The organism is Actinoplanes sp. NPDC049316 (assembly GCF_040677315.1).
Lineage (GTDB): Bacteria > Actinomycetota > Actinomycetes > Mycobacteriales > Micromonosporaceae > Actinoplanes.
In genome coordinates this window covers 1-22,407 of sequence record NZ_JBFAQM010000043.1, presented here as the reverse complement: position 1 = coordinate 22,407, position 22,407 = coordinate 1, and the positions used below count along the sequence as shown (strand labels likewise).

Here is a 22,407-nt window from a genome sequence, read left to right as displayed (position 1 = left end):
CGCCAAACCCTCACGTCCGCCGCCGGTACGCCGATCTGGGGGTGTGTTGCTCAGGGAGGACCGCCCCGGATACGAGCTGCGCGACCTGCAGGGAGCCTCCCGCGCGGTCGCGTACCTCACCCTGGCCGCGTCCCCGTACGTGCTGGTCACCGGCCTGCTGACGCCACACCTCACCCGGCTCGGCGCGGCCGGCATCGTCCTGGTCGCCGCCGTCATGGCCGCCGCCGGCCTGACCTGCTGGCGCCGGCCGGAGTGGCTCCCGCGCGCCTTCTGGTTCGCGGTGCCCGTCCTCTCCACGGCGCTGATCTCCGTGCTCAACGTGGGGACCCACGACGCCAGCACCGGCGCCCAGCTGTTCTACCTCTGGCCCGTCCTGTACGCCGCCAACTTCCTCGGCCGCCGCCTCATCCACCTCAACCTCGCCCTGGTGTTCATCGGCGACGCGGTGGTGGTCTTCCGCATCCTCGGTCCCAGCCGCGGGCTAGCCGACTGGGTCGCGATGGTCCTGGCGATGACCATGACGGCGATCGTCGTCTCGGGCCTGCGCGCCCGCGGCGACAAGCTCCGCGCGGTGCTGCAGGAACAGGCCAACGCCGACGCCCTCACCGGGCTCGCCAACCGGCGCTTCTTCGCCGCGTCCTTGCGCGACGCCGGCGCGTGGGCCGCGAGCACCGGCGGCAGCCTCGCGCTGGTCACGGTCGACCTCGACCACTTCAAGGCCATCAACGACACGTATGGGCACACCGAGGGCGACCGCGCCCTGCAGACCGTCGCCGCCGCGCTACGCCACGCGGTCGGCGACGCCGGGGTGGCGGCCCGCCTCGGCGGCGACGAGTTCGTGATGCTGCTGCGTACGGACCGCCCCACCGCGATCGGCGTGGCCGAGACGGTCCGGGAACTCGTGTCGGCCGCCGCCGGCCTCGCGGGTGGCCCGCCCCGCCTCAGCATCGGCGTCGCGGTCCTGCCCGGCGACGCCACCACCGTCGACGAGCTCGTCACCGCCTCGGACGCCGCCCTCTATCAGGCCAAGACGTCGGGCCGGGGCCGTACCGCCACCGCGCCCGACCGCCACAACGTGGACCGCGTACGCCCGGATCAGCCGGCGTCCGGACCGGCGGCCTTGACCAGCCCGAGTATCTCGCGGCGCAGCCGCGGATAGGGACCCCACCCGTCGCGCAGCACGTGGATGTAGATCGCCTCCAGCGCGACGTCGATCCGCTGCACCAACTCCTGATCGTCGGGCAACCCCAGCCGCACGGCCCGCGCGAAATGATCGAGCGCCTCCATGTGCCGCCCCTGATCGAACGCGCTCCGCCCGGCGTTCTCATGCACGACGCTGCGCAGCAGATCCGGCACGTCCGCACTGGCGGCCTGCTCGAACAGCCGGTCCGCCTCCTGGTAGTCGCCGCGCAACCGCAGCACGTGCGCCAGCTCGGCCTGAGCGATGACGGTCGCCTGCACATCCCCGGCGGACTCGGCATGGGCCAGCGCCAACCGGCTCGCGGCGGCGGCCATCCCCAGCTCGTCCAGCAGCCGGTAGACCTCGGCCCGCAAACTGAGCAACCCGGCCCGGGCGACGTTGTCCTGCTCCTCGGCGAGCGGGCCGTCGAGCCGCTCACCCAGCTCCCGCAGCGCCTCCCGATCGTCGACGACCTCCTTGAGGGTCGCCCCGTCCAGACGCCACCGGATCGCGGCGAGATCCTCCGGGCCGAGCGGCTTGCTCTTCGTCTTCTCCGGTACGCCGGGAGCGCGGGTTGCGGCCGGCGTGGGGGTCTTCCGGGGTGAAGTGTCCGCCGTCGGAGTGCTGTCGGCGGCCGTCTTCGCCGGGGCGTTGTTCTCGGAGGCGTCGTCCTCCGGGGAGTTCTTCTCCGAGATGCTGTGTTCCGGGGTGCTGTGGTCCGGGGTGCTGTGGTCCGGGGTGCTCTTGTCGGTCGTGCTCTTGTCAGCGGGCGCGATCGGCTGCCGGGCGATGGTCGCGGCGGCGCCGATGAGACCGTTCATCAAACCGGTGAGGTCCAGGTCGATGGACACACCGTTGGCCTGCTCGGCCGCGCCCTGCTTCTCGGCCGGTGGCGCCTCGGCGGGGGCTGCCGTGGCTTCCGGAGACGGCGTCGTCGGTGCTGCCGGGGTCGCGGCCTGCGCCTCCGGCTCGACGCCCGATGCCTGCTGGTCCGTCGCCGTACCCGGTACCTGGTGGTCCGTCGGGGCGGCCGGCGGGTTCGGCTTCTCGGCCGGCGGGTTCGGCTTCTCGGCCCGCGGCTTCGGGGGACCGAACCACGTCGGCCCCAGATCCGAGTCGGCGTACTTGCGGGGACCATCAGGCCCGGAAGTCGCCAACCGCGCGATCGGGGCGGCGTTGGCGGCCGGATTCGGCCCGGGCCGCGACGCCGGGGGCGCCACCGAGACGGGTTGCGCAGCCGTGGACTGCCCGCCCTGCTGCAACGCCCGAGTCGCCTCGATCTGCCGGGCCGCTTCCGCCTGGCGTGCTTCCTCGGCCTGCCTGGCCGCTTCGGCTTGCCGGGCGGCTTCGGCCTGGCGGGCTTCTTCCGCCTGCCGGGCCTCTTCAGCTTGCCGCGCCGCTTCCGCCCGGCGTGCTTCCTCGACCCGGGCTTCCTCGGCCTGCCGAGCTTGTTGCGCCCGGGCTTCCTCGGCCTGCCGTGCCGCTTGGGCCTGCCGGGCTTGTTCGGCCTGGCGTGCCGCCTCGGCCTGCCGGGCTTGTTCCGCCTGGCGTGCCGCTTCCGCTCGGCGGGCGGCCTCGGCCTCGGCCTGCCGGTCCGGGCTCGGGACCTGCGGACGCTCCACGTGCGGGGCCCGCGGCGCCGGCACCGGTACGGCCGCCGATCGCGACACGCCCACCGTCGGAGCGTCGCCGCGGGCGCTGTCGCCGGGGGACGTGACGATCGGAACCTCGTCGGTCGGCGTACCGATGAGGCGCGGGTCGATCGTCGCCCGCCCCTTCGCCACCGCGGGGGTGACGGGCTGCTGCTGGGCAGGTACCGCGCTGACCGGACGGTGCTGACCAGGGGCCCGCTCCTGCGCCGGCGCGCCGCTGGTGGGACGCGCCTGCGCCGGCGCGCCGCTGACCGGCTGCTGCTGGCCCGGCGCGCCGGCGGCCGGGTGGACGTACGCGCCCGGCATCGCGCTGACCGGTCGCTCGTGGCCGGGTGCGCCGCTGGTGGGGCGGGCGTACGCAGGCCCGCTGACCGGCTGCTCGTGCCCGGGCGCCCCGCTGATCGGGCGTTCGTGGCCGGGTGCGCCGCCGACCGGCGCGATGCGCGACGGTGGCCGCGGCGGCAACGGCACCGGCGACGGCTCACCGGTCGACAGGATCATCGCCGTACGCGGACCACCCACGATCGGCCGCTCCGCGGTCGTGGCGTCCTCCACCGACGACCGGCCCTGCGGAACGACGGCCCCGGGCGGCGTCGCGGCTGCCGGATGCTGCCCAGCCCCCGGTGGCGCGGCGTGCTGCGGCCCGGCGGCGGGCGGCGCAGAGCTGGGTTGCTGGTCGCCCCACGGGCTGAAGGCCGGCGACGCCTGCGGCGGCGCGAAGGCGGGCCGGTCGGCGACCGGGCTCTGCGGGGGAGCGGCGGCAGCGGGACGGCGGATCGGCGGCGGAGCCGACGGCATGACCGGCGGTGGCGCGGCGGCCGGCATGACCGGCGGTGGCGCGGCGGCCGGCATTCCAGGCGTCGGTCCGGCGGCCGGCATGACCGGCGGTGGCGCGGCGGCCGGCATTCCAGGCGTCGGTCCGGCGGCCGGCATGAACGGCGTCGGTCCGTCGGCGGGCGGAGTAGCCGGCATGACCGGCGGCGGCGCAGCGGCCGGGCCGGCCGGCGGCGGCACGTAGGCGGCCGGGCTGACCGGCCGCTCGCTACCCCGGTCCAGCGCCGCCGGGCTGGCCGGCCGCGTCTCCGGGCCGGCCGCGCTGTGGCCCGGGTCCGCGGGCTGGACGCCTGCTGTACCCCGGGCGCGGTGGTCGCGGCCCGGCGGAATGATCGGACCCTCGGCGGTGATGTACCCGACGCGGCCCGGCCGCGCCTGACCGTCGTAGGCGGCCGCCGACCCATCATGTGCCGCCGCCGGGTCGTGAGCGGCTCCCGGCCGGCTGTGAGCCGCCGCCGGCTGGTCGTGAGCGGCCCCGGGACGGTCCTGAGCGGCCGCCGGCCCGCTGTGGCCCCCCGGCCGATCGAGCGTCGGCGCCGGGCCGCCGTGAGCCGCCGCCGCCGGCCGATCGAGCGTCGGCGCCGGCTGGCTGTGGGCCGCCGGTCGCTCCGGCGTCGCGGGCGGCGCCGGGGTGACGGCGCGGGGCGGGGCGGTCTGCGGCGGGGCGCTGACGACGCGGGGTTGCGCCGGCGGGTCGGCCTTTTTGATGACCTTCGGCGGTGCCGGCGGGGCGGCCTTGCTGAGGATCTTCGGCGCGGCCGGGGGAGTGGCGCGGCTCAGGACGCGAGGTCCGTCGCTCCCGGGCTCCGCGGGGCGGTCACCCGGCTGCGGCTTGGCGGCCGGACGGTACGGCGCGTGCTCGTCGGGAACGTCCGACCAGACTTCGGTACGGGGAGCAGCAGGCCGCCCCTCCCCCTCGCGGCGGAACGCTGCCGGCCCCTCGACGTCACCCCGGAACGCGGCGGGCTGCTCGACGTCACCCCGGAACGCGGCGGGCTGCTCGACGTCACCCCGGAACGCGGCGGGCTGCTCGACGTCGCGCCGGAACGCGGCGGGCTGCTCGACGTCGTGCCGGAACGCGGCAGGCTGCTCCGCGTCGCGCCGGAACGCCGCGGGCTGCTCGACGTCGCGCCGGAAGGCCGCCGGGTCCTCCGCGTCGCGTCGCGGAGACGCCGGCCGGGCGCCGCGACCGGGGGCGGCCGGGGTGCCCGTGGCGGGGCGGTCGTCGCGGGATCCGTCGCGGCGGCTGCGCTTGTCCGCGTACGGGATGTCCTCGGGCCGGCGCGACCGGCGGCGCCCCTCGCGCGGGGGTTCGTAGAGGTCCTGGACGGCCTGGTCGTCCTCGTCGGGCTCCGGCGGCGTGACCCGGGCGCGGCCGGTGACCGGGGCCGAGGGCTCCGCGGTCTTGCGGCGGCCGCGGCGGGGGCGGGCCGGTTCGTCCTGCTGGTCCTCGTCCCAGAACGACGACGTCTCGATGCGCCGGGCGCGCTGGGCCGAGACGTAGCGGCGCTGCGCCTCCCAGTCGGAGGCGTCGAAGTCGCGGTCGTCGTACTCGAGCTCGTCGAAGTCGATGCTGCGCATCGACCAGCCGTCCATGCCGGGCGAGACGGGCGCGGCGTCGAGGTCGGCCTCCTCGAAGTCCGGGTCGTCGAGCCAGCTCGGGCGCTCGCCGTCGAACGCGGACTTGATCTGCTTGTCACGGTTCGGCGACCGCTGGTGTCCGGCCTGGCGTCGCTGGCGGCGCTCGGCGAGCTCGTCGACGGCCGGCGGGGCCGCCGGTTCGGGCGTACGGGAATGGCGCGGCGAATCGTCGAAGTCATCGTCTTCGATGTATTGCGCGCGGGGCGCGGGGCGGCGCGGTTCCGGCGGTTTTCGCGTGTCGGGACCCCAGCGGGAGAGAACTGCGGCTTCCGCGTACGGATCACGCGCCGTAGCGGTTGTCTCGGCGTACGGCACGGGACGCTCGTCCTCGTACTCGGATTCCCAGTACTCGTCGTCCTCGTAGCTCATCGGCCCGCCCCGGTGCGCCACGGCCCGGGGAACGCCGAGCCGGCCCGTTGCCGCATCCGTCCCCCCGTCCTCGCCGCCGCGTACGCGCGCCAGGCGCCCCCTGGCACCTTCCGCGCGGTCGAGTTGGAAGGTTAACCACGGATTTGCGTACGGCGCTACCGCCCGCGGAGACCCGTCACCCGGCCCGCCGGCGCCCCTCGCACCCGCCTGCCGGCCCGGCGCCGCGGCCCGCCGGGAGTCGACCGTCGACACACAGTACGGGCACAGCGGCCGAGCGGTTCATTTCCCGTGCTGCGGCGTACGCAAGGTCGACCGGCTTTGACGCACAGTCACCACGACGGGAGCCGGAGCCGGCCATTCCGGGAGCGACCCGGAATGTTTCCCGCGAGTAGCGGGCCGCAGAAGTTAAGCCATTCTTAATGGCCCGCTGAGGAAATCGAGCAGAATGTCCCGACCGGCCTGCGGCTACCCCCGGTGACCGTCGTGATCGTGGCGAGGGACACGCCGGCGCCGTACGGATCATGGGTGGGAAGGTGGCACCGTGGAGGACGAAGGCCGGCCCTGCGCCGTGCCGGCCCGCTGCCGGACGCGCGATCCGGCCTTCGCCGGACGTCCGGACCGGCCGCCCCGGGAGCCTCGAGTCCCCGGAAAAGACGGATACCCGACACTGATCGGAAGGAGCGGATCATGCCGCGCCTCGACCTCGGCGCCGTACGCGCCACCGTCCGCACGGCCCTGCGCCGGCTGGACACCTGGACTCTGTCCACCATGAACTCCCCGGCAGGCGGCGTCCGCCCCCGTTAGCCGCCGCCGGGGCCCAGAGACGGCGGCGGGTGCACCCGCCGCCGTTTCGCCCGAACCGAGAGAACGCCGAGCCGCTCCCGTCGCTGTGACGGGGGCGGCCGCGGTGCTTCCGGGGTCCTGCGGCCGCGCTGGTCCACCGGCCGCCGGCCTGCGGCCGGGAGGTCGCCCGACCCGCGTGCGGTCTGCGGGCGTGCGGGCCTTGTGGCGCCCGGCCGCTCCCGCCGCGTGCGGGCCTGCGCTCTCCAGCCGCGTGCCGGTCCGCGGACGGCAGGCTCTCCTGCGGCGTTCGACGCCCGAGGGCCCGGCTGCGTGGGATGCGGCGTGGCGGTTCCGAGGGGCGCTGCTCGCGCGGCGACTGCGCAGGGGTTGGCTGCTGCGTGGCACGCGGCGTGGCGGTCCCGGGCCGCAACGCTTGCGCGTCTGCCGCGCAAGCGTTGCCGGCCCGCCGGCGGGTGCGACGTCGGGATCAGAGGCGGCCGTCGCTGGTGAAGTGCCCCACCGTGGACGGCAGCACCATCCCCGCGTCCGCCAGCCCGTGCAGCAGCGCAGCCAGCTCCGCTCGCGTCAGCTCGCCCGGCCTCTCCGGCTGCCGGTGCGGCACGTCCAGCGCCTGGGCCGCCTCGACCGCGCGGACGGCGATCGCCGCCTCCACGGCCCAGAGCCGGTGGGCGCGCATCGCGATGTGGGCCGAGTAGGTCAAGGCTTCATGCAGGCGCAGCAGGCGGCGCAGGTCCGCCGCGAGTTGCTCGATCGGCGGGCCGAGCGGGCGCGGCTCCTCGGGCCTGCGGTCCGCCCAGGCGCGGGCGATCGCCGAGCACAGGCGCGGTCCGTAGACCGCTGCCGTGCCGAGCAGCGTCGGTGTCACGGTGATGAGGGCGAGTTTGCCCACGTCGAGCAGGCTCATCGGCTCCTCCGGCCTGCCGGGAAAAGCTGTCTCTCCCGACCATCCGCCGCCCCGCTACCAGCGTCAAGCCATCTTCGTGCGACGGAACTTCCGGCGCCCTGCTACGAGCGTCAAGCCATCTTCGTGCGTCCCGAAGGCGGGCGTCCTCAGCGAACCCTTCCGCGCGGCACCAGCCGGGTGATCGGCATGGGCGGAGCGGGTATCGGCTCCCCGTCGTACCCGCGAACCACCCCGAACCGCCCACCCCCGCCGTTTCCCCCGGCCCCTCGCGGTGGGGAAGCCTCCCGCCCTTCGGAAGCCTCCGCTTCCCGAGCTTCCCAGGCCTCCCGCGCCGCGACGATCTCCTCGTGCTCGCGGCCCACGAAGTTCCACCACATCACGAGCTTCTCCTCGAACGGCTCCCCGCCCAGCAGCAGCACCCGGCTCTCGATCCCCGCCGACAACGCCAACGAGGACCGGCCCGTTCCGAGGTACAGCAACGGTCCCGGCTTCACCGGCGTCCCCGCCACGGCCGCCTCGCCGTCCAGCGCCAGCACCGCGTACTCGAAGCCGGGTCGCAGCGGCAGCCGGGCGTCGGACCCGGCGGCGAGGGTGATCTCCGCGCCCACCAGCGGGGTGTGGCAGCGGGCCGGTGACGTGGCGCCGGCCAGCTCGCCCATCAGGACCGTCGCGGTCAGGCCCGCGGCGGTCACGACCGGCAGGTCGTCGTGATGCGCGAAGGAGGGCGCCACGTCGCGGTCGGCGGCGGGCAGGGCCACCCACAGCTGTACGCCCTGCAGCACCGGCCCATGGGTCCCGGGCGTCTCCTCGGAGTGCGATATGCCCCGTCCCGCGGTCATGAGGTTGAGGCTGCCGGGCCGGATCTCCTGCAGGTTGCCGAGACTGTCGCGGTGCAGGATCTCGCCCTGCACCAGCCAGCTCACCGTCTGCAGGCCGATGTGCGGGTGCGGCCCGACCCGCATGCCGGAGGCCGTGGTCAGGTCGTGCGGCCCGTACGCGTCCAGGAAGCACCACGCGCCCACCATGCGCCGATGCCTGTTCGGCAGGGTCCGCACGACCTCCATGCCGCGCGGGCCGCCGAGCGCGACCGGCGCGCCCTCCAGCACCTCCGCGACGTGGCCGCCGACCTCGGGATCCGCCTGCAGATTGCTCATGCCGGCGACGCTACCCGCGCCCTCTGACAGTTCCCACGGCTTCGGAGCTGCGCCGCCCCGAGGGCCAGCAGCGCCAGCGACACCGGAGCGGTGACGGGCACCACGAGCAGCGTCGCCGCCTTCCCGGTCAGCAGGCCGCCGTAGCCGACCGCGGACACGCCGAGCACGCCGAGTGTGCACAGGGCCGTACCCAGCGCCGCCCGGGCCGTCGACGCCCCGGGTGTGATCTCCGCCGGACCGGGCGTGTCGAACCGCCGGAAGGCCGACACCAGCGCCGCGGTGATCGCGCCGGCCGCCGCCAGCCACACGGGCCGGGTCAGCCACCACGACGTCGTTCCGGGTGCGCCGCCGATGCCCGCCCGGAAGACCGCGAGCAGGACGAACGCCGCGCTGAGGTGCCACAGGAAGGCGGTCATGGCCAGGCGGTTGGCGGCGACGACCGTACGCCACACCCGGGCGCGCGCCAGCCAGCGGGTCGCCGGGCCGCGCAGGAGCATCGCCAGGCCGGTCAGCCACACCGCGTGGGCGGCGAGGGCCGCCGTGGGCGGGGACATGTTGGACACCGCCTCGCCGGGAACACCCACCATGGACGTCGGGTACGGGCCCACGGTCGTCAGCAGCAGCAGCGTCGTCATGCCGCCGACGGCGAGCGGGAGGCCGTACCGCTGGAGGGTGCCGTCGGCGTACAGGTAGCCCAGCTGGTGCACCGCCGCCCACACCAGCAGGAGGTTGAGCGTGGCGGCTCCGGCGTACCCGTGGAATCGCAGAAGGTCCACGACGGCGGCCGCGGCGAACAACACGACCGGCACGCGTACGCCGAAAGCCCGGTGCAGCCGCAGCATGACCGGCGCGAGCGCCACCAGTCCCAGATAGACGCCCAGGAACCACAACGGCTGCACCACCGTACGCAGGGCCACGCGCACGATGCCGTGGTCCTGTCCCGCCGAAGCCGCCGCCAGCGCGATCACCAGCCAGACTCCGAGGAACACGGCGGCGGGGCGCAGCAGCCGGGCCGACCGCGTACGCACGAAGTCGGCGTACCCGCCGCCGCGACGCTGGATCGACGCCCAGGCCGTCGCGTGCGCGAAACCGCCGACCAGGAAGAACAGCGGCATGACCTGCAGCAGCCAGGTGAGCGGCTGCAGGATCGGTACGACGGCGAGCACATTGGTGATCCGGGCGCCGTCCGGTACGGCCATGAGCCAGTGTCCGGCGATCACGGTGCCGAGCGAGGCGACCCTCAGCAGGTCGGCGTAGCGGTCCCGGGTGGCCGGCGTACGGGCGGCCAGCAGCGTGGCGGAGGTCATGGCAGCCACTCTTTCGTGGCGCCGGCCTGCACGGATGAGCCCGAATACCTACCTCGTCCCGGGTACCCGGGACGGTCTTGTCGGTGTCCGGCAGTAGGGTGGCCCGAGCTCGCAGACGAGGAGGTCGATGTGCTGGTGCGCCGTGCTGTCACCGTTCTGGCCGTGGCGGCCCTCGCCGCCTGTGGCACCGAGGAGCCGTCCGCCGACGAGGCGGCCCCGAGCCCGGCCTCCGCGCCGGCCTCGGCTCCCGCGCCGGTCACTCCGTCGGTGTCTCCCGCCGCGTCGACGAGCGCGGGGCCGGGTGCCACGCCCGCCGCGCAGCTTCCGCTGGGCGGCACCAAGATCTTCCCGGACTATCGCGTGGTCGCCTACTACGGCACGGCCGGAACGGCCACGCTGGGCGTGCTCGGCGAGGGCAGCCCGGACAAGATGCTCCCGAAGCTGCGCGCCGCCGCCAAACCCTTCGCCGGCGGCCGCAAGGTGCAGGTGGCGTACGAGTTGATCGCCAGCGTCGCCCAGGCCGGGCCGGGCAAGGACGGCGACTACAGCCAGATGATCGCGATGAACAAGATCCAGCAGTACGTCGACCAGGCCAGACGCAACAAGGTCCTCGTGATCCTCGACCTGCAGCCGGGCCGCGGCGACTTCCTGCCCCAGGCGCGGCAGCTGGAGCGGTTCCTCGTCCAGCCGCACGTCGGGCTCGCCCTCGACCCGGAGTGGCGCATGCCCAAGGGCAAGGTCCCCGGCAAGACCATCGGCCGGGTCGGCTCTGCCGAGGTCAACCGGGTCTCGGACTACGTCGCCGGCCTGGTGAAGCGGCACAACCTGCCGGAGAAGCTGTTCGTGCTGCACCAGTTCCGCTCGTCGATGCTGCCCGACGTCGCCCGCATCCAGAAGCGGCCCGGCCTGGCCATGGTCCAGCACGTCGACGGCTTCGGCACCCGCTCGGAGAAGGACGCCACCTGGAACAGGCTCCGCCGCCCGCAGCAGTTCCACCTGGGCTACAAGCTCTTCTACGACGAGGACATCAAGCGGTACGGCGCCAAGGACCTGCTCAAGTTCAAGAACGTCCCGGAGTTGGTCAGCTTCCAGTGACCAGAGGGCCGGCCGGGACACGTCCGGCTCGCGACGGCGGGGTACCGCCGCCGGGCCCTGCCGACGCGGCCGTCCCGGCCCGGCTGCCGCGCCGGGACGGGGATCAGCTTCCGCCGAGCGAGACCGAGCCGAGCACCTTGGTGATCGTCACCTCGATGACCACCCGGGCCGGGTTCGGCCGCGGCTGGCGATACCGCTCGGCGTAACGCCGCTCGGCCTCGGCGATCGCGGCCGGGTCGTCGCGGACGACCGCCGCACCCTCGACGGTGCTCCAGTGCCGGCCGTCGACCTGGCAGATCGCCACGCGCGTGCCGCCGGCGAGGACGTGCCGGACCTTCGCCGAGGTGCGCGACGCCGTCACCCGTACCAGGCCGGCGGGGACGTCGAGGGTCGCGCCGACCGGCACGACATGCGGCGAGCCGTCCCGGCGCAGCGTGGTGAACGTGCACAGATGCCGCGCGGTCCAGAACTCGAGCAGCGCGGGCGACCGCAGATCCACCGGCCCGCTCACCGGGCCGTCTCCGCGGGCAGGACGCCGGCGCGGACGGCCGCCACCAGCCGTTCGTGGTCGCTCTCCACCTGGTCGGCGTACGCGCGGGCGAACTTGCCCAGCGCCTCGTCCACCTTGTCGCTCCCCCCGACGTACCCGGCGATCATCGACGCGCCGCTGGTGCGGGCGTGGCTCTTCGCCAGCAGGTAGCCGCAGATCCCGGCGTAGTCCTCGAGCGCGGAGGCGTTGATGTCCTCGACGAGGATCGCCCCCTTCATGTCGCGGAACTGCCGGACGTAGTACTGCACGTCGCCCACCGTGGTCCAGCCGAGCAGCGGGTCGCTGACCGTCTGCAGGGCCTGCTGATACTCCACCACCCGCTGCCCCTGATGGCGGTGCCACGCGGCGGCGCCGTGCTGGTGCTTGGCGATCACCGAGCGGCGGGCCTGCTTGAGCTGCAGGAACACCACGTCGTCCGGGCTGCTGCCCTCGCACAGCGCCACGTACGCGCGCAGCCCCACCGAGCCGACGCCGACGACCTTGTGTGCGATGTCGACGATCCGGTAGCCGGCGAGAATGCGCGCCCAGTGCGGCGGCAACGTGTTCAGGTAGCCGTCCAGCGCCGCGGCCAGGTGGTCGAGGTCGGCGTCGGTCGGCCGGGTGATCAGCGGCGGCTCCTCGACCAGGCGTACGGTGCCGTCGCGCTGCTCGGTGAAGCGGGGCAGCGCGCGGTCGCTGGTGCGGCGGCGGGCGCGGCGCGCGGCGCGTTCGATCTCGTCCTTGAAGCTGGCCTTGCTGGCCGCCTTGCGCAGATCGTCGACGTCGACGGTGTCGAACGAGCGGGCCAGCAGCGGCATCTCGGCGAGGTGGCCGATCTGCTCGCGGTATTCCTGCACGCAGTGCTGCACCGCATCGGCGCAGTCGTGCTCGCGGAAGCCGTTCTGCCGCCCGGCGACGTGCACGCTGGTCACCAGCCGGCGCAGGTCCCACTCCCAGGCGCCGGGATGCGCCTCGTCGAAGTCGTTGAGGTCGAAGACCAGCTCCCGCTCCGGGGAGGCGTAGAACCCGAAATTGCCCAGGTGGGCGTCGCCGCAGATGACCGGGGTGATGCCCGTGCGCGGCAGGCTCGCGAAGTCGTCCGCCATGATGTTCGCCGAGCCGCGCAGGAACGCGTACGGCGAGGAGATCATGCGCCCGACGCGGACGGGGACGAGCCAGTCCAGCCGCCCCTCATGCGCCTGGATGATCTGGTCGACGGGGTCGGCGCGGTCCGGCGCGGGTTTCCAGTGCGCGAGGTCGGAGCGCGGCGAGCGGTCGCGCAGGGAGCGGCCCAGCTCGTAGCGTTCCGCGCGGGGCCGGCCGGGCCGGCGCAGGGACGTGAACCCGTCGTCGCGCCCGCCGTCGAGCACGATGTGGCCGGTCGGCGGGACGGCATCGCCCGCCGCGGGGGCGGGAGAACCTTCCGTGACCGGGGGAGAAGCGGGCTCCGCCGGGCCGGCGGTGGGCGGGGAAACGGGTCTCGCGTCCATCGCTACCGAGCGTACGCACCCGGGGCCGCCCGGAAGCGCCGGGTGGTTGACGCGGATCTTGTTATCGCTAACAATGCATCGCGGGTCCGGATACCGGGACGCACACCGGGTCCACAGCCACCCGTGCCCCGGGGATACGATCCGGCCCGGAGCGGTGAGCTGCGTGCCCGGTCGCTGGGTGGCGCCGGTCTGCCGGCGGCCGCACGAACGGGCGCCGTCAGGCGGCGGGATGGAGTGGTGATGGACGTCAGGGCGACCCGCAGCCCGGCCATGACCGACGTGGCCCGGCTCGCCGGGGTCTCGCACCAGACCGTCTCGCGGGTCCTCAACGACCATCCGAACGTCCGCGAGCAGACCCGCCTGCGCGTGCGGGCGGCCATCGCCGAGCTGGGTTACCGCCCCAATCGCGCGGCCCGCGCCCTGGTCACCGGCAAGTCCCAGCTCATCGGCGTGGTGGCGCAGAACAGCACCCTGTACGGCCCGGCCTCGCTGCTGGCGGCGTTCGAGCAGGCCGCCGCGGAGGCCGGCTTCGCCGTGAGCGTGGGCAGCGTGGGCCGGCTCGACCGCGAGTCGATCGCCGGGGCGGTGGAGCGGCACCTCGACCAGCGGGTGGCCGGGCTCGTCGTCATTGCGCCGGTCGCCTCGGCCGACGACGCGCTCGAGGACATGCCGGCCGGGGTGCCGCTGGTCACGATCGACGGCGACCCGCGCCGCCCGCACGCCCTGGTCATCGTCGACCAGGCGGCGGGGGCCCGGCTCGCCACGCAACGGCTGCTCGCCGCCGGGCACCGTACGGTCTGGCACGTCTCGGGGCCCGCCGACTGGTACGACGCCGCCGGGCGGATCGAGGGCTGGCGGGCCGCGCTCGAGGACGCCGGCGCGGAGGTGCCGCCGCTGGTCCCGGGTGACTGGTCGGCCGCGTCCGGCTACGACGCCGGTCAGATGCTGGCCCGGATGCCCGAGGTGACCGCGGTCTTCACGGCGAACGATCACCAGGCGCTGGGCCTGCTGCGGGCCTTCAGCGAACGGGGCCGCCGGGTCCCCGGGGACGTCAGCGTCGTGGGCTTCGACGACGTCCCGGAGGCGGCGTTCTTCATCCCGCCGCTGACGACCGTACGGCCGGACTTCGGCGCGGTCGCGCACGCGGGCCTGGACCTGCTGCTCGCGCAGATCACCGCGGAGACCACCACGCCGGACCGGGTCGTGATCGCCCCGACCCTGGTCGAGCGCGCCAGCGTCGCACCGCCGGCCTGACCCCCGGCTGCCCCGAGGGGCAACCCGGCCCGCCATTTCCGCGAGATTGCGACCTTGTTGCCGCCGACCCGTTGACACCAGAATTGTTAGCGTTCACACTCGACGCACGCCGACCGGCATGTGGTCTGTGACACGCCGGTTCCCCCCTCCGCGGAGGTACTTCACCATGTCCGTCGCACCGTCCGGGTCCTTCGTGATCGGCGTCGACTTCGGCACCCTGTCCGGCCGGGCCGTCGTGGTCCGCGTCTCCGACGGCGCCGAGCTCGGGTCGGCCGTGCACGAGTACCCGCACGCCGTGCTCACCGAGGCGCTGCCCGGCGGCACCCGGCTGGGCCCGGACTGGGCGCTGCAGGTTCCCGCCGACTACGTCGAGGTGCTCAAGACCGCGGTGCCCGCCGCGGTGGCCGCCGCCGGCATCGATCCGGCCGAGGTCATCGGCATCGGCACCGACTTCACCGCTTGCACGATGGTGCCCACCACCGCCGACGGCACGCCGCTCGACGAGCTGCCCGAGTTCGCCGGCCGGCCGCACGCGTACACGAAGCTCTGGAAGCACCACGCCGCGCAGGGGCAGGCGGACCGGATCAACCGGCTCGCCGCGAAGCGCGGCGAGCCGTGGCTGGCCCGCTACGGCGGGCTGATCTCCTCGGAGTGGGAGTTCGCGAAGGGCCTGCAGGTCCTCGAGGAGGACCCCGAGATCTACGCCGCGATGGCCCGCTGGGTCGAGGCCGCCGACTGGATCGTCTGGCAGCTCACCGGCGACTACGTCCGCAACGCCTGCACGGCCGGCTACAAGGGCATCCGCCAGGACGGGCACTACCCGGTGCAGGAGTTCCTCGCCGAGCTGAACCCGGCGTTCGCCGGCTTCGTCGCGGAGAAGCTGGACCAGCCGATCGGCGAGCTGGGCGACGCGGCCGGCACGCTGAGCGCCCGGGCCGCGGAGTGGACCGGGCTGCGCGAGGGCATCGCGGTGGCGGTCGGCAACGTCGACGCCCACGTCACCTCCGCGGCCGCGCAGGCCCTCGAGCCGGGGCAGATGGTCGCGATCATGGGAACGTCCACCTGCCACGTCATGAACGGTGACAAGGTCGCGACGGTGCCCGGGATGTGCGGCGTGGTCGAAGGCGGCATCGTCGCCGGGCTGTACGGCTACGAAGCCGGCCAGAGCGGCGTCGGGGACATCTTCGCGCACTACGTGCCGCCGACGTACACGCACGAGCAGCTCACCGAGCTGGCCGCGAAGCAGCGTCCCGGCGAGCACGGCCTGCTGGTCCTCGACTGGCACAGCGGCAACCGTTCGGTGCTCGTCGACCACGAGCTGTCCGGGCTGGTCGTGGGGGAGACCCTGGCGACCCGGCCGGAGGACGTGTACCGGGCGGTCATCGAGGCCACCGCGTTCGGCACCCGGACGATCGTCGAGACGTTCGACCGGGCGGGCGTGCCGGTGCGCGAGTTCGTCGTCGCGGGCGGGCTGATGAAGAACGCGCTGGTCATGCAGATCTACGCGGACGTGCTGAAGCGGCCGCTGTCGGTGATCGGCTCGGATCAGGGGCCGGCGCTGGGCTCGGCGATCCACGCCGCGGCGGCCGCGGGCGCGTACCCCGACGTGCGGGCCGCGGCGACGGCGATGGGCCGTAAGCAGGAGGCGGTGTGGCAGCCCGACCCCGCGGCAGGCGAGGTCTACGACGAGCTTTTCGCCGAGTACACGCGGCTGCACGACTACTTCGGCCGGGGCGAGAACAAGGTCATGCGCAAGCTGCGGGCCCTTCGCCGGCGGGCGGTGGCGGCGTGATCACGAGCGTGCTGAAGGAGATCCGCAAGCAGGTGGCCGACCTGCACGCCGAGCTGCCGCGCAACGAGCTGGTCGTCTGGACCGCCGGGAACGTGTCGGCCCGGGTGCCCGGCGAGGACCTGCTGGTCATCAAGCCGTCCGGGGTCCGCTACGCCGAGATCACCCCGGAGAACATGGTCGTCTGCGACCTCGACGGCAACCTCGTCGAGGGGGAGCTGAGCCCGTCGAGCGACACCGCGGCCCACGCGTACGTGTACAAGCACATGCCGGAGGTCGGCGGGGTGGTGCACACCCACTCCACGTACGCGACCGCCTGGTCGGCGCGCGGCGAGGCGATCCCGTGCGTGCTGACGATGATCGCCGACGAGTTCGGCGGTGAGATCCCGGTCGGGCCGTTCGCGCTCATCGGCGACGACTCGATCGGCCGGGGCATCGTCGAGACGCTGCGCGGCCACCGCTCGCCGGCGGTGCTGATGCGCAACCACGGCGTCTTCACGATCGGCCGGGACGCGAAGGCCGCGGTGAAGGCCGCGGTCATGTGCGAGGACGTCGCCCGGACCGTGCACATCTCCCGACAGATCGGTGAACCCGTGCCGATCGACCGGGCGGACATCGACGCGCTGTACGCCCGATACCAGAACGTCTACGGACAGGAGCCCGCCAAGTGAAGCCGCAGATCTGGTTCCTGACCGGTAGCCAGCACCTGTACGGACCGGAGACCCTCGAACAGGTCGCCGCCCAGTCGCAGCAGATCCAGCAGCTGCTCGTCGCGGGCGGGCTGAGCGCCGAGATCGTCGGCAAGCCGGTGCTGACCGACAGCGGCGCGATCCGCCAGGTCATGATCGACGCCAACGCCGATCCGGCCTGCCTCGGCGTGATCGCCTGGATGCACACGTTCTCGCCGGCCAAGATGTGGATCACCGGCCTGGACGCGCTGCGCAAGCCGCTGCTGCACCTGCACACCCAGCTGAACCAGACGCTGCCGTGGGCGTCCATCGACATGGACTTCATGAACCTCAACCAGGCCGCGCACGGCGACCGGGAGTTCGGCTACATCCAGACCCGCATCGGCGTGGCCCGCAAGACCGTCGCCGGGCACGCCGCCGACCCCACGGTCGTCTCCCGGATCGACGGCTGGGCGCGCGCCGCCGCGGGCGCCGCGCACCTGCGCGGCCTGCGGCTCGCCCGCTTCGGCGACAACATGCGCGACGTCGCGGTCACCGAGGGTGACAAGGTCGAGGCGGAGCTGCGGTTCGGCGTCTCGGTGAACACGTACGGGGTGAACGACCTCGTCGCGGTCGTGGACGGGGTGGGCGACTCCGCGGTCGACGCCCTCGTGGCCGAGTACTCGGACGCGTACACCCTCGCGCCGGAGCTGGCCCGCGACGGCGCCCGGCACGAGTCGCTGCGCTACGCGGCCCGCATCGAGGCCGGCCTGCGCCAGTTCCTCACCGACGGCGGCTTCGGCGCCTTCACCACGAACTTCGAGGACCTGGGCGGCCTGCGCCAGCTGCCGGGCCTGGCCGTGCAGCGGCTGATGGCCGACGGCTACGGCTTCGGCGGCGAGGGCGACTGGAAGACCTCGGCGCTGCTCGCGGCCGTGAAGGCCATGGGTACGGCGACCGGGCGCGGCACCTCGTTCATGGAGGACTACACGTACCACTTCGGGCCCGGGGAGCAGAAGATCCTCGGCGCGCACATGCTCGAGGTGTGTCCGAGCATCGCCGCCGACCGCCCGTCGTGCGAGATCCATCCGCTGGGCATCGGCAACCGTGAGGACCCCGTACGCCTGGTCTTCGACGCCGCCGCGGGCCCGGGCGTGGTGATCGGCCTGGCCGACCTGGGGGACCGGTTCCGGTTCGTGGCCAACACCATCGAGGTGACGCCGCCGGACGAGCCGCTGCCGAAGCTGCCCGTCGCGCGGGCGGTGTGGAAGCCCGCGCCGTCGCTGTCGACCTCGGCCGAGTCGTGGCTGATGGCCGGCGGCCCGCACCACACCGTGCTGACCCAGGCGGTGGGGGTGGAGACGCTGCGCGACTTCGCCACGATGGTGCACACCGAGCTGCTCGTCATCGACGAGAGCACCACCACGCACGACTTCGCCGACCGGGTCCGCTGGAACCAGGCGTATTACCGGCAGTTCCCCAGGTGATCCCAAAGGTAACGCCCCGCTAACAACCGTGTCCGTACCTGTTCACTTCTGATCGGACGTGCGGGAAAGTCGTCCCACTTGTGCGCGTCCATCGCAGCCATATGAAGGAGAAACGATGAAGTTCACCCGGCTTGCGTCCGTGGCCACGGCCATGACGCTCGCGGCGGCGATGGCCGCCTGTGGATCCAGTGAGAAGACCGTCGACCAGAAGGGCGGCGCCGCCGACAACAAGGGCGCGCTCATCGGCGTGACCATGCCGACCCGGTCCTCGGAGCGGTGGATCAGCGACGGCGACAACGTCAAGAAGCAGCTCGAGGGCCTGGGCTACAAGGTCGACCTGCAGTACGCCGAGGACGACATCCCGACCCAGACGCAGCAGCTCGACAACCAGATCACCAAGGGCGCCAAGCTGCTGATCATCGCCTCGATCGACGGCACCGCGATCACCACCCAGCTCGAGAACGCGAAGGCCGCCAACATCCCGGTCATCGCGTACGACCGCCTGATCCGCAACAGCCCCAACGTCGACTACTACGCCACCTTCGACAACTTCAAGGTGGGCGTGCAGCAGGCGACGTCGCTGCTGACCGGGCTCAAGGTGCTCAACGCCGACGGCTCCAAGGGCAGCGCGAAGGGCCCGCTGAACATCGAGCTGTTCGCCGGTTCGCCGGACGACAACAACGCCACGTTCTTCTTCAACGGCGCGATGAGCGTGCTCCAGCCGTACATCGACGACAAGACCCTGGTCGTCAAGAGCAACCAGACCGACTTCAAGCAGGTCGCGACGCTGCGCTGGCAGCCGAAGGTGGCCCAGGACCGGATGGAGAACCTGCTGACCTCGACGTACCGCAGCGGCGCCAAGGTCAACGGTGTGCTCTCGCCCTACGACGGCCTGTCGATCGGCATCCTGTCGGCGCTGAAGAGCAACGGCTACGGCACCGCCGGCCAGCCGTACCCGATCGTCACCGGCCAGGACGCCGAGCAGGCGTCGGTCAAGTCGATCATCAAGGGTGAGCAGTACAGCACCATCTACAAGGACACCCGGGCGCTGGCCAAGACCACCGTCGAGATGGCCGACGCGGTGCTCAAGGGCCAGACCCCGCAGACCAACAACACCAAGGACTACAACAACGGTGTCAAGGTCGTCCCGTCGATGCTGCTGGACTCGGTGATCGTCGACAAGACCAACTACAAGAAGGAGCTCGTCGACTCCGGCTACTACACCGAGGCCGACCTGAAGTGACCGGCGCCGACACCATCCTTCACATGCAGGGCATCACCAAGACGTTCCCCGGCGTCAAGGCCCTGCAGGACGTCACGCTGGACGTGCGCCAGGGCGAGATCCACGCGATCTGCGGGGAGAACGGCGCCGGTAAGTCCACGCTGATGAAGGTGCTGTCGGGCGTGTACCCGCACGGCTCGTACGACGGAGAGATCATCTTCGCCGGCGAGCCGTGCCGGTTCTCCGGCATCCGCGACAGTGAGAGCCGCGGCATCGTCATCATCCACCAGGAGCTGGCGCTCGCCTCCAACCTGTCGATCGCGGAGAACATCTTCCTCGGCAACGAGCAGGCCAGCCGGGGATTCATCGACTGGAACAGGACCAACGCGGCGGCGGCGGACCTGTTGCGCCGGGTCGGCCTGCGGGAGAACCCGACCACCGAGGTGATCGACCTGGGCGTCGGCAAGCAGCAGCTCGTCGAGATCGCCAAGGCGCTCTCCAAGGAGGTGCGGCTGCTGATCCTCGACGAGCCCACCGCGGCGCTCAACGACGAGGACTCCGAGCATCTGCTCGGCCTGCTCCGCGGGCTGCGCGACCAGGGCATCACCTGCGTGATCATCTCGCACAAGCTCAACGAGGTGATGGCCATCGCGGACCGGGTCACGATCCTGCGCGACGGGCGCACCATCAAGACGATGAGCATCGTGGACGACGAGGTCACCGAGGACAAGATCATCTCGGGCATGGTGGGCCGCGACCTCGACCACCGGTTCCCGCCGCACGAGTCGCACGTCGGCGAGGAGGTGCTGCGCATCGAGGACTGGACGGTGCACAGCCCCACCCAGCACGGCCGGGTCGTCGTCCGCGACGCCAACCTCACCGTGCGCCGGGGCGAGATCGTCGGCCTGGCCGGGCTGATGGGCGCCGGCCGCACCGAGCTGGCGATGAGCGTCTTCGGCCGCTCGTACGGCGCGAACATCTCCGGCCGGGTCTTCAAGGACGGCAAGGAGGTGCACCTGCGGTCGGTCCGCGACGCCATCGACCACGGCATCGCGTACGCGACGGAGGACCGCAAGCGCTACGGCCTCAACCTCATCGAGGACATCAAGCGCAACGTCTCCGCGGCCGGGCTGCGCAAGCTCGCCAAGGGCGGCTGGGTCGACGACAACGAGGAGTTCAAGGTCGCCGACGAGTACCGGCAGTCGATGAACATCAAGGCGCCCAGCGTCGCGAGCGTCACCGGCAAGCTCTCCGGCGGCAACCAGCAGAAGGTCGTGCTGTCGAAGTGGATCTTCACCGATCCGGACGTGCTGATCCTCGACGAGCCCACCCGGGGCATCGACGTGGGCGCGAAGTACGAGATCTACACGATCATCAACCGCCTCGCCGACGAGGGCAAGGGCGTGCTCGTGATCTCCAGCGAGCTGCCCGAGCTGCTCGGTCTCTGCGACCGTATCTACACCCTGTCGGAGGGACGGATCACCGGTGAGGTGTCCCGCGCCGACGCCACCCAAGAAGGCCTCATGACCCTCATGACCATCGGACAGGAGGTCGCGCCGTGACGAGCGTGGCACCCACGAACGCCGACCTGGCGCTCGGCACGCCCTCGGCGTCCGAGCCGGGCGACTCGCCGCGGCGGTTCAACTTCAACCTGCGGCAGAGCGGCATCTACATCGCGTTCGCGCTGATCGTGCTGCTCTTCACGGTGCTGACCGGCGGCGACATGCTCGCCCCGCAGAACATCAGCAACATCGTGGTGCAGAACTCGTACATCCTGATCCTGGCGATCGGCATGATCATGGTGATCATCGCCGGGCACATCGACCTCTCGGTCGGCTCGGTGGTGGCGGCGACCGGCGCGTTCGCCGCGGTCATGATGGTCAACTGGGACGTGCCCTGGCCGCTGGCCCTCATCGTCACGCTGATCTTCGGCGGCGCCATCGGCGCCTGGCAGGGGTACTGGATCGCGTACTTCGGCATCCCGGCGTTCATCGTCACGCTGGCCGGCATGCTGCTGTTCCGGGCGGTCACGCTGATGATCCTGGGCAACCGGGGCATCGGCCCGTTCCCGGACGAGGTGCGGACCCTGGCCAACGGCTTCACCGACGGCTACCTGGGCAACATCGGCCTCGGCGCGCTCGGCGGCGCCGACTTCTTCAGCATCCTCGTCGGCCTGCTCGCCGTCGCCGCCATCGTCTACACCCAGTGGCGTACCCGGGCGGCCCGCCAGCAGTACCTGCAGGCGGTCGAGCCGCTGCCGCTGTTCATCGCGAAGATCGCGATCGCCTCGGTGATCCTCATGTTCGTGGTCGTGCAGCTGGCCCGGTTCCGCAACCTGCCCTGGGTGCTGGTGCTGCTGGCGGTGCTGGTGATCGGGTACTCGGTGATGACCAACCGAGCGGTCTTCGGGCGCCAGATCTACGCCGTGGGCGGCAACCTGCAGGCCGCCACGCTCTCCGGCGTCAAGGTCAAGAGCGTCGTCTTCTGGCTCTTCGTCAACATGGGCGTGCTGTCCGCGCTCGCCGGCATCATCTTCGCCGGGCGGCTGAACCAGGCCAACCCGACCGCCGGCAACGCGTTCGAGCTCGACGCCATCGCGGCCGCCTTCATCGGCGGTGCGGCGGTGCAGGGCGGCGTCGGCAAGGTGGTCGGCGCGATCACCGGCGGCCTGATCATGGGTGTCATCAACAACGGCATGAGCCTGATCGGTGCCCCCAGCGAGCAGGTCATGCTCGTCAAGGGCGCGGTCCTGCTCGCCGCGGTGGCCTTCGACGTGTGGACCAAGCGCCGCTCCGGCGCCTCCCGCTGAGTGTCCGAGCCGGCGCTGTGCGAGCGGCGCCGGCCGGAGGGTGAAAAGGGGATGAAAGGGTGGTGGCCGCCCCGCCGAGCGGCCACCACCCTTTCGCATGCTCAGTGCCCGATGCCCCGGCCGTAGCGGTGCGGGGCGCCCGAGGCGAGCGCCAGATCCTGCTGCAGCACGTCGTACTGGCCCTTCGGGTTCAGCTGCTCGTCGTAGATCAGGGCTGCG

At 72.7% G+C, this 22,407-nt stretch carries 15 protein-coding genes; 9 read left to right on the top strand and 6 right to left on the bottom strand.

The annotated features are described in order from the left end of the window. Nucleotides 1–43: 43 nt before the first annotated feature. Complete coding sequence (locus AB0K03_RS38155) at nucleotides 44–1,159, top strand: GGDEF domain-containing protein (RefSeq protein WP_364696036.1); 1,116 nt, start codon at nucleotides 44–46, stop codon at nucleotides 1,157–1,159. Here AB0K03_RS38155 and AB0K03_RS38150 read toward each other — a convergent pair. From AB0K03_RS38150 to AB0K03_RS38135, 4 genes are all read right to left on the bottom strand, one after another. Further along, on the bottom strand, nucleotides 1,096–5,676 hold the full coding sequence (locus AB0K03_RS38150) for a hypothetical protein (RefSeq protein WP_364696033.1): 4,581 nt from the start codon (nucleotides 5,674–5,676) through the stop codon (nucleotides 1,096–1,098). The two genes, AB0K03_RS38155 and AB0K03_RS38150, sit on opposite strands and share 64 nt — an antisense overlap. Nucleotides 5,677–6,946: 1,270 nt before the next feature. Further along, nucleotides 6,947–7,384, bottom strand: a complete 438-nt coding sequence (locus tag AB0K03_RS38145) for a hypothetical protein (protein ID WP_364696030.1) — start codon at nucleotides 7,382–7,384, stop codon at nucleotides 6,947–6,949. A gap of 146 nt (nucleotides 7,385–7,530) precedes the next feature. Continuing rightward, on the bottom strand, nucleotides 7,531–8,448 hold the full coding sequence (locus AB0K03_RS38140) for a pirin family protein (RefSeq protein WP_364696130.1): 918 nt from the start codon (nucleotides 8,446–8,448) through the stop codon (nucleotides 7,531–7,533). An 86-nt stretch (nucleotides 8,449–8,534) separates the two neighbouring features. Further along, entirely contained in the window at nucleotides 8,535–9,845 is a 1,311-nt protein-coding gene (locus AB0K03_RS38135; RefSeq protein WP_364696027.1) for an acyltransferase, read from the bottom strand. A gap of 129 nt (nucleotides 9,846–9,974) precedes the next feature. On the opposite strand from AB0K03_RS38135, the gene AB0K03_RS38130 reads away from it, so the two are divergent. After that, on the top strand, nucleotides 9,975–10,940 hold the full coding sequence (locus AB0K03_RS38130) for a hypothetical protein (protein ID WP_364696024.1): 966 nt from the start codon (nucleotides 9,975–9,977) through the stop codon (nucleotides 10,938–10,940). Nucleotides 10,941–11,043: 103 nt separating this feature from the next. On the opposite strand, the gene AB0K03_RS38125 is transcribed toward AB0K03_RS38130, so the two are convergent. Both AB0K03_RS38125 and AB0K03_RS38120 read right to left on the bottom strand, forming a co-directional pair. Continuing rightward, nucleotides 11,044–11,451 (bottom strand): TIGR03618 family F420-dependent PPOX class oxidoreductase, encoded by a 408-nt coding sequence (locus AB0K03_RS38125; protein ID WP_364696021.1) that lies wholly within the window; start codon nucleotides 11,449–11,451, stop codon nucleotides 11,044–11,046. Continuing rightward, a complete protein-coding gene (locus AB0K03_RS38120) occupies nucleotides 11,448–12,959 on the bottom strand; it encodes a DUF2252 domain-containing protein (RefSeq protein ID WP_364696018.1) in 1,512 nt (503 codons plus the stop codon). Before AB0K03_RS38120 ends, AB0K03_RS38125 begins: the two co-directional genes overlap by 4 nt. Before the next feature lie 240 nt (nucleotides 12,960–13,199). On the opposite strand from AB0K03_RS38120, the gene AB0K03_RS38115 reads away from it, so the two are divergent. The 7 genes from AB0K03_RS38115 to mmsB all read left to right on the top strand — a co-directional run bounded on the left by AB0K03_RS38115 (nucleotide 13,200) and on the right by mmsB (nucleotide 22,188). After that, nucleotides 13,200–14,213: a LacI family DNA-binding transcriptional regulator gene (locus AB0K03_RS38115; RefSeq protein ID WP_364696015.1), complete on the top strand. Its 1,014-nt coding sequence runs from the start codon at nucleotides 13,200–13,202 to the stop codon at nucleotides 14,211–14,213. Between the two features lie 166 nt (nucleotides 14,214–14,379). Next, nucleotides 14,380–16,005 carry a ribulokinase gene (gene araB / locus AB0K03_RS38110; protein ID WP_364696012.1) on the top strand — a complete coding sequence of 542 codons (1,626 nt, stop codon included), beginning with the start codon at nucleotides 14,380–14,382 and terminating at the stop codon, nucleotides 16,003–16,005. Then, nucleotides 16,005–16,673, top strand: a complete 669-nt coding sequence (locus AB0K03_RS38105; protein ID WP_364696127.1) for an L-ribulose-5-phosphate 4-epimerase — start codon at nucleotides 16,005–16,007, stop codon at nucleotides 16,671–16,673. The genes araB and AB0K03_RS38105 overlap by 1 nt, the downstream gene beginning before the upstream one ends. Then, entirely contained in the window at nucleotides 16,670–18,157 is a 1,488-nt protein-coding gene (gene araA / locus AB0K03_RS38100) for an L-arabinose isomerase (protein ID WP_364696009.1), read from the top strand. The genes AB0K03_RS38105 and araA overlap by 4 nt, the downstream gene beginning before the upstream one ends. 115 nt (nucleotides 18,158–18,272) lie before the next feature. Further along, nucleotides 18,273–19,400 carry a multiple monosaccharide ABC transporter substrate-binding protein gene (gene chvE, locus AB0K03_RS38095; RefSeq protein ID WP_364696006.1) on the top strand — a complete coding sequence of 376 codons (1,128 nt, stop codon included), beginning with the start codon at nucleotides 18,273–18,275 and terminating at the stop codon, nucleotides 19,398–19,400. Nucleotides 19,401–19,423: 23 nt separating this feature from the next. Continuing rightward, nucleotides 19,424–20,941 carry a multiple monosaccharide ABC transporter ATP-binding protein gene (gene mmsA / locus AB0K03_RS38090; RefSeq protein WP_364696003.1) on the top strand — a complete coding sequence of 506 codons (1,518 nt, stop codon included), beginning with the start codon at nucleotides 19,424–19,426 and terminating at the stop codon, nucleotides 20,939–20,941. Next, complete coding sequence (gene mmsB / locus AB0K03_RS38085; RefSeq protein WP_364696000.1) at nucleotides 20,938–22,188, top strand: multiple monosaccharide ABC transporter permease; 1,251 nt, start codon at nucleotides 20,938–20,940, stop codon at nucleotides 22,186–22,188. The genes mmsA and mmsB overlap by 4 nt, the downstream gene beginning before the upstream one ends. The last annotated feature ends 219 nt before the right edge of the window (nucleotides 22,189–22,407 follow it).